Source organism: Jeotgalibacillus proteolyticus (assembly GCF_002926065.1).
GTDB classification, from domain to species: Bacteria; Bacillota; Bacilli; order Bacillales; family Jeotgalibacillaceae; genus Jeotgalibacillus; species Jeotgalibacillus proteolyticus.
Genome location: NZ_PREZ01000001.1, coordinates 346,388 through 359,067 on the forward strand (window position 1 = coordinate 346,388; position 12,680 = coordinate 359,067).

General features: G+C 41.7%; 10 protein-coding genes. All 10 read right to left on the reverse strand.

The window, feature by feature from the left end:
- Positions 1-230 precede the first annotated feature (230 nt).
- Positions 231-1,697, reverse strand: a complete 1,467-nt coding sequence (locus C4B60_RS01810; protein WP_104056637.1) for a UDP-N-acetylmuramoyl-L-alanyl-D-glutamate--2,6-diaminopimelate ligase — start codon at positions 1,695-1,697, stop codon at positions 231-233.
- Positions 1,698-1,771: 74 nt separating this feature from the next.
- Entirely contained in the window at positions 1,772-3,700 is a 1,929-nt protein-coding gene (locus tag C4B60_RS01815; protein WP_425331140.1) for a stage V sporulation protein D, read from the reverse strand.
- A 109-nt stretch (positions 3,701-3,809) separates the two neighbouring features.
- On the reverse strand, positions 3,810-6,071 hold the full coding sequence (locus tag C4B60_RS01820) for a penicillin-binding protein (protein ID WP_245153844.1): 2,262 nt from the start codon (positions 6,069-6,071) through the stop codon (positions 3,810-3,812).
- A complete protein-coding gene (gene ftsL, locus C4B60_RS01825; protein WP_104056131.1) occupies positions 6,068-6,424 on the reverse strand; it encodes a cell division protein FtsL in 357 nt (118 codons plus the stop codon). Before ftsL ends, C4B60_RS01820 begins: the two co-directional genes overlap by 4 nt.
- Before the next feature lie 29 nt (positions 6,425-6,453).
- A complete protein-coding gene (rsmH, locus tag C4B60_RS01830; RefSeq protein ID WP_104056133.1) occupies positions 6,454-7,386 on the reverse strand; it encodes a 16S rRNA (cytosine(1402)-N(4))-methyltransferase RsmH in 933 nt (310 codons plus the stop codon).
- A gap of 30 nt (positions 7,387-7,416) precedes the next feature.
- The gene (gene mraZ, locus C4B60_RS01835) at positions 7,417-7,848 is read right to left on the reverse strand and encodes a division/cell wall cluster transcriptional repressor MraZ (RefSeq protein ID WP_104056135.1); all 432 of its coding nucleotides are present in this window, start codon (positions 7,846-7,848) and stop codon (positions 7,417-7,419) included.
- A 173-nt stretch (positions 7,849-8,021) separates the two neighbouring features.
- On the reverse strand, positions 8,022-9,641 hold the full coding sequence (bshC, locus tag C4B60_RS01840) for a bacillithiol biosynthesis cysteine-adding enzyme BshC (protein ID WP_104056138.1): 1,620 nt from the start codon (positions 9,639-9,641) through the stop codon (positions 8,022-8,024).
- 78 nt (positions 9,642-9,719) lie between these two features.
- The gene (locus C4B60_RS01845; protein WP_245153859.1) at positions 9,720-10,103 is read right to left on the reverse strand and encodes a DUF3397 domain-containing protein; all 384 of its coding nucleotides are present in this window, start codon (positions 10,101-10,103) and stop codon (positions 9,720-9,722) included.
- Between the two features lie 5 nt (positions 10,104-10,108).
- Positions 10,109-11,011, reverse strand: a complete 903-nt coding sequence (locus C4B60_RS01850) for a ketopantoate reductase family protein (RefSeq protein ID WP_104056142.1) — start codon at positions 11,009-11,011, stop codon at positions 10,109-10,111.
- Between the two features lie 134 nt (positions 11,012-11,145).
- Complete coding sequence (locus C4B60_RS01855) at positions 11,146-12,678, reverse strand: acyl-CoA carboxylase subunit beta (RefSeq protein WP_104056144.1); 1,533 nt, start codon at positions 12,676-12,678, stop codon at positions 11,146-11,148.
- Positions 12,679-12,680 lie beyond the last annotated feature (2 nt).

Sequence of the window (12,680 nt, forward strand, 5' to 3'; positions counted from 1 at the left end):
TGTTAGTTTATCAATAGTTTATCACATGATCTGCCTGCTTTTGAACAAATCAAATGTCCCCATATTATCATAGTAGTGAAATGTCCTGAGGTAAAGTTTTTTTCACTCAAAATTTCCAGTGCTCAATAAATAAATAAAGTGCCGTTCATTTTTCCAGTACTTAAGAGCCCTCTCTTAAAGCACGGATAGAATTGAACAGACACTTCATTTTGTTTAATAGCTGATACGCATTAAAATGCCCCTTTTACAAGCTCAAAGGCTACTTCCTTATCGTCAAAGGGGATCAGGTCATTGCCGATTATCTGAACCTTTTCATGTCCTTTGCCGGCTATTAAAATCACATCGTCTTCTTTCGCCTGGCTTATGGCATAGGCAATAGCTTCTTTTCGATCCAGAATAACTGAGTAATTATGTCCTGGAACCCCTTCTTCCATATCCTTAATAATATCTGCAGGATCTTCACTTCTCGGGTTGTCAGCTGTAAAAATAACGTCCGTCCCATAACCGCATGCTACTTTAGCCATGAGAGGCCGTTTTGTCTTATCTCTGTCACCCCCGCACCCCACCACAACAAACGTGCGGCCTGCCCTCATTTTTACAATTGCCTGCAATACGTTCTCCAGACTGTCTGGTGTATGCGCATAGTCTACGATGATTGTAAAAGGCTGATTAGCCTCGACAATTTCAAATCTCCCTGGCACACTTTGCATGTTCTTGAGTCCTTCTGCAATGGCTGACAGCGGAATTCTTTTAGCAAAGGTAGCAGCAATGGAAGCAAGTGCATTGTACACATTGAAAACGCCAACTACCGGGATTTTAATATTTATCGTTCCGATTGGCGTATGGGCGGTAAAGGCGGTCGAATGCCTCCCGTAGGTTATTTTGCTCGCATAAACATCAGAACGCTCATTTAGTCCATATGAAATAATATGAGCTGAAGTTGCCTGGCGAATCATTTCAGAAAAGGGATCATCATCATTTACAATGGCGAATTTAGGAAGATCCATGAAATGATTGTGGCCTAATTGAGAGAACAGCAGGCTTTTAGACCATCTGTAGTGATCCATTGTTCCATGGTAATCTAAATGGTCCTGCGTTAAATTCGTAAAAACTGCTATATCAATATCACAGCCGAATAGCCTTCCCTGGGCAAGCCCGTGAGAGGAGACCTCAATAATCGAAGTGGTAACGTTATGGGCAAGAAAATCACTAAGCGTCTGCTGAAGCAGCAGACTGTCCGGCGTCGTATTGATGGAGGTTTTGGTTTGGGCTCCCTGCTTCATGTAAAGAGTGCCTATAACGCCTGTCTTTTCTCCAGCATAGTCAACGATTGACTGAATCATATGCGAGACGGTCGTTTTACCGTTCGTTCCTGTAATGCCGATGACATTCATTTTGTAACTGGGATAGCCATAAAACAAATTGGTGATCTGGGCTAAGGCGTGCCTGGAATTTTTCACCTGGATAACAGGGATGGATAAAGAAAGCTCGATGTCACAAAGAACAGCTGCAGCTCCGTTTAAAACAGCCTGCTGAATAAAATCCCTGCCGTCTCTTTTTTCTCCTTTTAACGCAATAAAAAGAGTTCCTTGTTTAACACTTTTATGATGGTGAGATATCGAATGAATAATTGGATCAGAAGTTGGTCCCTTCCACTCATAAAAAGGGATACAGCTTACCAGCTCCGAAAGTCTCATTTTTTCAGCTCCTAACTCGGCAAACATCTAACATGTTCCTTATTGTAGCTTAAATTTCCATCCAGCACCACGACTTATTCACCCTCCCCCATCATGACTCTGATGGTGGTCCCTTCATTCACCGTCACATTCGGTTTAGGTGACTGCTCGATGACTTTTGTACCCTTTCCTTCAACCTCAAGCTTTAACGGCAAAAGCATTTCCTTTAGGTCCTTGGTTGTAGTCCCGATCAGATCAGGTACTTTATATGTTACAGGATCAAGCCACCTTACTGATTTTTCAACCTGCTTTTCTCTCGGCTTAACACCGAGTGTACGCAGACCGTCTTCAAGCATATTACCGACTATTGGAGCAGCTACCACACCTCCAAACTGGACGGTATTTTTCGGATGATCCACAGCTAAATAAACAATCAGCTCCGGGTCATCGCTTGGAGCAAATCCGATAAAGGAAACGATATAGCTGTCCTCCATATACTTTCCGTCCTTTACCTTCTGCGCAGTTCCTGTTTTGCCGCCTACTCTGTAGGTATCAACATAAGCGCCGCGGCCAGTCCCCTGGGCTACGACCGTTTCAAGGGCTTCCCTTACCTGCTTGGATGTATCCTCCGAAATGACTCTTCTTTTTAATTTAGGCTCAATTTCTTTTATAATTTCCCCGGTTTCTCCGTTCGTCCATTTTTTTGCGATATGGGGAGTAGGTAAATAGCCGCCATTAATTGCAGCTGATACAGCTGTTATTTGCTGAATTGGGGTTACAGAGACCCCTTGTCCAAACGCGGTCGTGGCTAATTCCAGAGGCCCGACACGATCCATTGGAAATAAAATACCGTTTGCCTCCCCCAATAAGTCAATGCCTGTTTTTTGCCCAAAGCCAAACTGCTTAATATAGGAAAATAGCTTTTCCTTTCCAAGTCTGTTACCAAGCTCTATAAAACCCGGGTTGCAGGAATTTTGTACAACCTCCAAAAAAGTCTGCTGCCCATGACCTTCCCTTTTCCAGCAGTGTAAATGTGTTCCTGCAATTTCAACAGAGCCTGAATCATAAAATTGTTCCCGCTCTAAATCGACCTTGCCTTCTTCCAGTGCAGCAGCAAGTGTAATTATTTTGAAAGTAGAACCCGGTTCATATGTGCTCCAGATAGGTAAAATACGATTATAGATATCTGGGTGCGTTTCTTGAAATGCCAGCGGATGAAAATCCGGCCGGCTTGCCATACCAAAAATTTCTCCCGTCTTCGGATTCATTGCAACGGCAAACATCTGATCAGGATCGTATTGAAGCTGTGCATTCGTTAGTTCTCTTTCCAGGATGGACTGAATATCCTGATCAATCGTTAAATACAAATCATTTCCCTTTGCCGGCTGCCTGTAGTTAGCAGTCATGTCTTCCATATCTCTTCCCTTTGCGTCTGTATATAGCTCAATAGCTCCTTTTTCCCCATTAAGCATGTCATCATGGATAAGCTCAAGCCCGGAGAGACCTTGATTATCTACTCCAATAAATCCGAGAACATGTGAAAGTGACTTGCCGCCAGGGTATTGGCGTTCAAAATCATCGGCAATGTACACTCCCTTAAGCTTTGCTTCTTCAATTTTTCGCACCTGTTCAAAAGACAGCTTGCGTCCTTCCGGGTGAAGCTTTTCCATCGATCCTTTACGTTCAACAAATTCGACCGCTTTTTCTAGCGGCATATCCAAAATTTCTGCCAGGGTTTGGGCAGTCTCCTTCCGATTTTCAATTTGCCTTGGAATAATAAACAAGCTTGGAGCAAGCTTGTTTAAAACGATTGGTTCTCCATCGCGATCAAAAATTGCCCCCCGCTCCGCTTCCATTGGTAATTCTCTGCTCCAGCTGCTTAATGCTTTCGTCAGGAGAGTCTCATGGGAGATAAATTGAACAATAAACATCCTCCCAACCAAAATAATTATCCCCACCAAAAAAAGAACTAATGCTGCTACTAATCTTTTGCGTACGGTTCTGTGTGCTGTCTTCTTTTTCAAGGAGCTCAATCCTCCCCTTATGTATTAATAGGACTATATGAAGCGAGGGATTTTTACATGACAAAAAAACCTTTTCTCTACGTTCTTACCGTAAAGAAAAGGTTTCTTATTAATCCTGTGGTACTATATCTTCTTCTACGTTGATTCCTTCTTCAATATGTTCCTCTGACTGTTCCTCTTCATCTCCATCACTTGGCTGCTGATTTACCATATGCTCGTTGGATGAAAAAGAAACAATTAATGGTTCACTGCCATTGATTGGTGCATCCGGAACAATACTTTGTTTAGTTGCATAGCCTGAGCCCGACATACTGAGTTCAAGATCTGCTAAACCAGCCACTTTCAATACATCTCTAACAGACCAGCCGGTAAGATCAGGAATCGTCAAATCACCGTCTGTCAGCAGGATGAGCTTTTCCCCGGCAAGCAAAGTCTCATTGCTGGTTGATTGACCAATTATCTTACTTCCAGTTCCAAGAATAATCGGGTTTACTCCTTGCTCTTTTAAGGATTCTTCTGTCTGAGAGATGCTTTCCCCTTCATAATCCTCTATCTTAACAGGCTCTGCTGATGAGGCTTCTGCAGGATGAATATTCATGTATTTCAGGCTGTTTTGCATGACTGAATTGAAAACCTTTGAAACCGGAACTGAACCAATTTCAGTCTCTGGTAAAGAAGGCTGCTGAACTGCAACATAAACAATTAATTCAGGGTCATCCGCTGGAGCCATTCCCATGAATGAGAATAAATAATTTTCCCGTCCCTGCATATACTTGCCTGATGCAGAGTCCGGTATTTGGGCAGTGCCCGATTTTCCTGAGACATCATATCCTGGAATTTTAAAAGGCTGCCCAGTTCCATTTTCCGACGTAACAGTTGAAGCGAGATATTCCCTGACTGCTGCTGCCGTTTCTGCTGAGATGGGTTCACCTGAAATCTCAGGTTCTCCTTTATGAACCGTTTCACTGGTATTCGGATCAACAATTTTTGAAATCACATAAGGTGTTTTCATTTTCCCGTCACTTGCTATGGCCGTTTGCGCCTGAATCATTTGCAGAGGGGTAACGGTAGTTCCCTGACCAAAAACCGTCGTAACCTTTTCAATTGGCCAGTGGTAAAGAATATTCCCGGCCGCCTCATTTGGAAGATCAATCCCTGTTTGAGCACCAAATCCAAAAGCCTCTAAATATTTTTGATAGCGGTCCTCGCCCATAAGGTCAAGCAGCTTTGCAAAAGCAACATTTGATGATCGCTGTACTCCTTCAAGATAGCTGATTTCGCCCCAGCCGGCTCCATTGTTATGATCTCTGATTAAGGTGCCTAGTACGTCGTATGTGCCTGATGGATAAGTTGCATTTGGATTGAATACTCCTTCTTCAACTGCTGCAGCTAGTGAGAAGGTTTTAAAGGTGGATCCAGGCTCAAATGTACTTTCAACGATCTGGTTGTACCAATTATCCGACAGTCCTTCTCTGGTGTCAGGATCAAAAGTCGGACGCTGGCTCATTGCCAGTATTTCACCTGTCTTTGGATCTGCGACGATCCCATACATTTGCTTAGGGCTGTACTCTTCAGCCACCTGGCTCATAGCATCCTCTAAAAAGGTTTGAATTTTTTTGTCCAAAGTCAGGTAGACATCATTGCCGTCCTTTGCTTTTTTCATGTTCTGATTGGAAGAAGGCAATAAATAGCCTCTGGCATCAGTTTCAAACTCAAACTTACCATTTGTTCCTTTAAGATAATTATCCAAGTTCTTTTCAATACCCATTTGACCGACAGCGTTAACCGTTCCGTCATCCTGTTCCTCCGGTCTGGCAAACCCGATCAAGTGAGATGAAAATATTCCATTTGGGTAGAAACGTTTTAAATCCTGCAGGAAAAAGATTCCCGGAAGGTCTTCATCCTCGATTTTATTTTTTATTTCAAGCGGGATATCCTTGCCCTCGGTTCCAAATTCCACCTGGAACCTGTTTTCCTTCGCACCCTCATTAAGAGTGGATAAAATTTGTTCGCGAGGAATTTCTAAATAATCCGCAAGAGTGGATGCTGTTTTTTCAGGATCCACCACATGATGTGGGTCATTTGCATTTGTTGTCATATCCTCATTTAAGATCGCCACAATTTTGTATGTTGATGTATCCTCGGCAATAACATCACCATTACGATCAACAATTTTCCCTCTTTCTGCTTCCAGGATCCGTTCTCTTTCATATTGCGCCTGAGCCTGGGCTGCTAAATCCCGTCCTTCTGCTTCCCCGGTAATCTGAAGTGTTAAAAATCTTGTGAGTAAAACAAAAAAGAGAGCACCGAATACCATAAACAGCAGGTAGGCTCCCCAATTTTGTTTTATTGCTTTTAAAATAGGCATCATGGCTGCTGAACAACCTTCACATTTGTTTCATTTAGAGTTAATCCCAGCTCTTTTGCTTTTTCCCATACTCTTTCATATGTACTCATCTGGCTCACCTGGATAGAGAGGTCGTTGTTAATATTCTGCTGACTGACTACTGTTGCTTCAAGATCCTGGATTTCTTTATTCGTGCTGTAAATCTCCGCCTGAGCAGTTATAATTTGTAAACTGGCAAAGCAGACAAAGGCAACAAAAACCATTGCAATCACTTTTTCCCCTAATGTGAAGGTCGCTGACTTTCGTCTTATGACTCTTACTTTCTTTACCTGTTCCTGTGTCTGATGTTCCTTATACTGTCTGGCCGTATTCGCCATTCTAATTCCCCCCCATTTATCATCTGTTGTTAATTTTTCTCTACGATTCTAAGCTTCGCCGATCTCGAGCGGTTATTTTCTTCTAGTTCGACCTCTCCGGCAGTAATCGGCTTGCGTGTAATAAGCTTTAAGACGGGCTTGTACTCATCCGGAATAATTGGTAATCCGGGCGGAAGTTCAGGACCCTGGGCTTCTTTTTTAAATATCGTTTTACAGATTCGATCTTCGAGCGAGTGAAACGTGATCACGCTTATTCTGCCGCCGGGACGTATTAGCTCAATCGCCTGTTCAAGCGACTCCTCAACAACTCCAAGCTCATCATTTACAGCAATCCGAATAGCCTGAAAAACCCTTTTGGCTGGATGGCCGCCTTTTCTTCTGGCAGGAGCAGGAATCCCATCTTTAATTAATTCCACTAATTCCCCTGTTGTTTCAATTGGTTTTTTTTCTCTGGCCGCTTCAATTTTGCGGGCGATTTGCTTTGAAAATTTTTCTTCACCGTAGCGGTAGAAAATCCGGACTAGGTCCTCAAACGGCCATTCATTTACAACCTTTTTGGCCGTTAATTCAGCAGACTGGTCCATTCTCATATCCAGCGGAGCATCATTATGATAGCTGAACCCTCTTTCCGGGGTGTCGAGCTGAGGTGAAGAAACGCCTAAATCGTAAAGGATTCCATCAACTTCTTCAACGCCAAGCCGGGCTAATTCCTGCTTTAAAAAACGAAAATTCGCCTGAATAAATGTTACTTGACCTGCGTAGCGCTTTAATTTTTCACTAGCATGTTCAATAGCCGTTTTATCCTGATCAAAACAGTATAATCGGCCGTTTTGAGATAATTGAGACAGGAGATACTCACTGTGCCCTGCGCCTCCAAGTGTGCAGTCAACATAAATTCCATCCGGTTTAATGTTTAATCCATCAACCGTTTCTTTTAATAATACCGTCGTGTGGTCGAACATTGTGGGGTCACCTCTATACTTCTTCTAAGTCTATAAATCAAAATCAATGAGGTTCTCAGCAATCTCTGCAAATGAATCCTCTGATTGGGATAAATACTCTTCCCAAACAGATTGTCCCCATATTTCAATTCGACTTGATACGCCAAGTATCATACATTCTTTTTCAATTTTTGCATAGTCAAGCAGGTTTTTAGGAAGATTGATTCGGCCTTGTTTGTCAATTTCACATTCTACAGCTCCAGAAAAGAAAAAACGCGCAAAAGCTCTGGCATCTTTTTTAGTAACCGGCAAAGAGCGGACTTTCTCTTCGAGGCGGCGCCATTCCTCCATAGGATAGCCAAAAAGACATTGATCAAGTCCCCGTGTTACCACAAAGACGTCTTCTACATGTTCACGGTATTTAGCAGGGATAATAATTCTCCCTTTTGTATCAATATTATGTTGATATTCCCCCATGAACATGCACCTTACCACCTCTCAACCTAAATGTACCACATTCCCCCACTTCACACCACTTCTTTCTCATTATTCTAACACAACTGTAATGTTTGGAAACAGACAATTCGAAAGAAAATTCAAACAATTTATTTTTAACACAAAAAACTGCCAGCCTTTTAATTGAAGGCTGGCAGTTTTTAGAGATAAACGATCTTATGGCTATGGTCAAATTTAAAATCAATTTTTGAAAGCTGGGGAATAAAATCTTCTCCATATTTATTAATAAAGTAGAAAATATTCCATTGACGTTCCTGCGGTCCTCCGTTTGGCCTAAGTGAAGCGGTGACACGGTCATATTTACGCAGAACCACATTATGCTTAAGTGAAATGTAGTCATCTGATTTTCTCTTTAAGAAGTCAAGCTGCTTTTCATGAATCGTTAAATTTTTATCAACGATTGGCGTGAGGCCAGGATGAAGCTCCGCAGCTTTTTCTTTTATTAACTCATATTGTTCCCTTAGGAAGCTCTCAGTTTCCCTAATATAGTTTTCAAGTGTTTCATCCTTAACACTTTCCCAAAACCTTTTCTTCTCTTCATCAGCTCCACCCGCCAGTATATCGGGAAGATGTAAGTTAAGCTCCTTTACCTTTTGCTGCACATCCCGCTCCACAAAAGTAATATTCAGACGGGGCATTATTGGCGGCATTTTCATTTCCATTTTCTCAAAAGCCGTTTTCAGCTCAGCCCAGTAGGCAATTTCACCGGGACCTGCAATAAAAGCAAGGGTTGGAAAAAGCCATTCCTGCATAAGCGGTCTGGTAATAACATTGTTACTAAAACGTTCAGGAGATTCATCCATTAAACAGAGCAGTTCATCTTTTTCAAAAAAGTATTCATTATTTTTATCCTTAAACCCGTCTTCTGTCCTAAAAAGCAAAACCCGTTCATTATTAATCGTAATAAATAAGTTAACAGCGTTAGACGCCGCTTCGATCATAGGGGTAAAGCCCTCTTTCTTTAGAAGCGTTTGCTGCTTGTGAACGAGATCTGTTATTTGCTCGTTTGCTTGGAGTAACTCTTTAAAGAAAGGAGTTTCAAGCTTTCTTAGCTCCGGCCTGGCAGCATCGATGACAAGCAGACCATCCTCCTTGTATAGATCCATGACAATATGAGCGAAAAGATCCGTAATGGTTGCCGAATTTTGAATAGCAGCATCCAACTTTTCAATCAAACGAAGGGTATTTGATGTTTCTCCTAAGTCTCTGAGAATCGATCGCACCCATTTTTTCATCGTTTCCTTGTCAAATGGAGTAGAGGATGCCATCCTTTTATCCGTGACCCGTTCAGGGTAGCCTGCTTTTTTCATTTCTCCGTTATGCTCAATAAACAGATGATTAATTTCTAAATAATCATGGTCCTCACCAGCAATCCAGAAAACAGGGACGACCGGATGATTAAGCAGCTCTTCCTGCTTTTTTGCAAGCTGGATTATTGAAAGAACTTTATGTATGGCATATAAAGGACCGGTTAAAAGCCCGGCCTGCTGTCCGCCAATTACGACAAATCCATTATTTCTCAGTTTTTCAATTGAACTTTTAACAGCTTCTCCACCCGGGAGTGAGCTCATATAATCTTCTATACAGTCAGCTAGTTCTTCCCGCTTGTATGAACGCTCGAGCAGCTCTTTTTTTCGCATATCATAAGCTTCCGGTCCGTTAAAGCCGTAATGAAAGTTTGAAAGAATCTTTTCATCCTGATTCATATAGCCGGAGGTAAACGGCTGAATAGCAGGAAGCTTAATATTTTCCAATTGCATATCTTAAAACCCCTTTATCCGACATAGTCCATAAAGAGTATAGCACCTGAGGAATAAAATACGAAAGAAGTTGCTTCGTTAAACTAAAATACTTTCCATTACTGATAGTACGATACCCGTAATAATTAACCCTAAATGAGTCAAAGAAAACACCAGCAGGTTCATGCGCCAGAACCCCCGATTAATTTTATGCCAATCTAAATCGTCTTCCCTTTTCCATATAATAAAGGAAATGATAATTCCAATTAAAGCCATTGTAATGATAATTGCCCAAAGTAAATCAATGTTCCAAATGGATAAAATTAAGAAATAAACAGCCCCTATGACAAAGGGGGTTGTCCCAATTATCGCAGTATTGACTGCTCTTTTATGCTGTTTAGTCATCAATTTAGCGAATGAAAACAGGAGGACATAAACAACAATCGGGGCGACCATAAAAAGGGCCATAAAAAATGCAATCACTTCGATCAATGCCTGATCCCCTCTCCAAATTCTTTTGCACTTATTCCGTCATATAAAAATTGCAGCAATGGAGCCGTGATGTTCTTCTTCGTCGCTTCCCGTAAAGCAAAGCCGATAATAGCTTCCTTTTCCGTCTGCCTTTTTAACAGAAGATCCTTCCGCATCGAAGACTGATTTGATGCTGTTGCCGCACAAAGCCTTTCAACCTCTTTTACTGTCACTATTTCTTTCATATGAGGAAAAATTTCAAGCGTTTCATGATAAAGAGTATGTAATAGTTTATTTAAATATGGGTTCCTGATCAGTTCCCCATTTTTCACTTCAAATAAAGAAGTCAGTGAATTGATAAGTATATTTTTAATTAATTTTTTACCTAGTAATAAATAGTAATCTGAATGAAAGTCTACTGGAAATAAAGAATCATCCTTCTTATTCAGCTGAAAGACTAAAGATAAATCCCCTTTAAAGGAAGCTATCCTCCATGTTCCTATTCCGTTATGCCTGACTTCATTAGAGGATAATTTTTCAGCCCCGTGCTCCACTGTGCTGACAAATAGATGTTCATGGGGCAGGTTCTCTAACAGCTCAAGATGGCCCATACCATTTTGGGTAAAAATGATAGGTGTTGTTACTGGGATGCTGTTAATAGCCGAGAGGAGAGATTCTAATTGATGCTGCTTTACTGTAATAACTGCACAATCACTTTCTTTTAGGCAGGAAAGACCAGTCTCTGAAGGCACCATCATCTTTTCCTCCCCTTTCTCTGAAAAGACTGTAATTCCAGCCTGATTAATTCTTTCGCTTTGATCTTTTTGACGGGCAATAAGCTGAACTTTATGACCTGCTGAAAAAAGCCTTGCAGAAAATAAAAGTCCGATAGCCCCCGCTCCGATTACTGTGATTTTCATTACCTTCACCCTCTCTAGTTAAGTTTAGCAAATTGGATTTAAATGTTATAGAAAAATTAACAGACAAAAAAGAACTTTACATCTCTGCCGATTTTCGACAAGCAGATGCAAAGTTCGTTCAATTTAGTAACTAGTTAAACCGGATAAACTGAGTGTTTTTTGGGTGCTGGCGGGACCTTCTTAGCAGCGTAATAATCAAAACGCTTAATAAGATCCTTTCGAAGCAGGTCCGGCTCTACAATATCATCTACAATGAGTTCTGAGGCAAGCCTGTAAATATCAATTTCCTCCTTGTATTCACGGTGCTTATCCTGAACAAAGGAAATCCGTTCCTTAGGATCCTCAATTGCCTGTATTTTATTGGAGTAAACTGCATTCACTGCTGCTTCCGGTCCCATTACGGCAATTTGGGCTGTCGGAAGGGCAATGCAGCAATCCGGTTCAAAAGCAGGTCCAGCCATTGCATATAAACCTGCACCATATGCTTTTCTGACAACAACTGAAATCTTCGGTACAGTAGCGGAACTCATGGCTGATATCAGCTTTGCACCGTGCCTGATAATTCCTGCTCTTTCCACTTTTGTCCCGATCATAAATCCAGGCACATCCGCCAGGAACAATAAAGGAAGATTAAATGCATCACATAGCTGAATGAATTTAGCAGCTTTATCAGCTGAATCTACAAACAAAACTCCACCTTTGACCTTCGGCTGATTTGCTATTATGCCGATTGGTTTTCCGTTGAGACGGGCCAGACCAGTAATAAGTTCGGGAGCAAAAAGCTTTTTAATTTCAAAAAAACTGTCTCCATCCACTAACGCTTCAACAGCTTGATACATATCAAATGGGGCATTTTGATTTTCAGGTATAATTTCACTCAAAGACTTGGTGAGAGATGGAGAAACATTCTCCATTACCGGAACCGCTGAAAGGAAATTTGTTGGAAAATAGTCGAGGTATTTCCTTGCCTGCTCTATGGCTTCTTCCTCACTTTTTACAAGGATATCTCCGCAGCCGCTGACCGAACAGTGCATTCTTGCTCCTCCCATTTCTTCAAGTGTCACTTTTTCTCCAATTACTTTTTCTGCCATCCTTGGAGATCCAAGATACATAGAAGCATTCCCATCAACCATAATCACAATGTCACAAAAAGCAGGGATATAAGCGCCTCCGGCAGCTGATGGACCAAACAGCAGACAAATTTGCGGGATCGTTCCAGAGAGCCTTACCTGATTATGAAAAATCCTTCCCGCTCCTCTGCGGTTTGGAAACATATCGAGTTGATCAGTAATTCGGGCTCCTGCTGAATCAACAAGATAAAGAAGCGGAACCATAAGTTTCTCAGCTGTCTCCTGAATCCGGATAATTTTTTCAACGGTGCGGGCACCCCATGAACCCGCTTTAACCGTTGAGTCATTTGCCATAAAACAAACAGTTCTGCCATTGATTTTTCCTGTGCCTGTCACTACGCCGTCAGCAGGCAGATCCCCGGCTGTCTGATTAGCAAATAATCCATCCTCCTGGATTGAGCCGGAATCAAGCAGCAATTCAAGACGTCTTCTTACAAAGAGCTTTCCCTGTTCAGCCTGTTTCTCATGATATTTCGCATGTCCGCCTCTTTTGATTGTATGAGTTATGGATTCCAACCGCTCAACACTTTGTTTCATGT

What these genes read in the sequence shown, in the direction of transcription:
- C4B60_RS01810 (WP_104056637.1), bottom strand. Translation starts at nt 1,697, where the DNA reads ATGAGACTTTCGGAGCTGGTAAGCTGTATCCCTTTTTATGAGTGGAAG.
- C4B60_RS01820 (WP_245153844.1), bottom strand. Translation starts at nt 6,071, where the DNA reads ATGATGCCTATTTTAAAAGCAATAAAACAAAATTGGGGAGCCTACCTG.
- ftsL (WP_104056131.1), bottom strand. Translation starts at nt 6,424, where the DNA reads ATGGCGAATACGGCCAGACAGTATAAGGAACATCAGACACAGGAACAG.
- rsmH (WP_104056133.1), bottom strand. Translation starts at nt 7,386, where the DNA reads ATGTTCGACCACACGACGGTATTATTAAAAGAAACGGTTGATGGATTA.
- mraZ (WP_104056135.1), bottom strand. Translation starts at nt 7,848, where the DNA reads ATGTTCATGGGGGAATATCAACATAATATTGATACAAAAGGGAGAATT.
- bshC (WP_104056138.1), bottom strand. Translation starts at nt 9,641, where the DNA reads ATGCAATTGGAAAATATTAAGCTTCCTGCTATTCAGCCGTTTACCTCC.
- C4B60_RS01850 (WP_104056142.1), bottom strand. Translation starts at nt 11,011, where the DNA reads ATGAAAATCACAGTAATCGGAGCGGGGGCTATCGGACTTTTATTTTCT.
- C4B60_RS01855 (WP_104056144.1), bottom strand. Translation starts at nt 12,678, where the DNA reads ATGAAACAAAGTGTTGAGCGGTTGGAATCCATAACTCATACAATCAAA.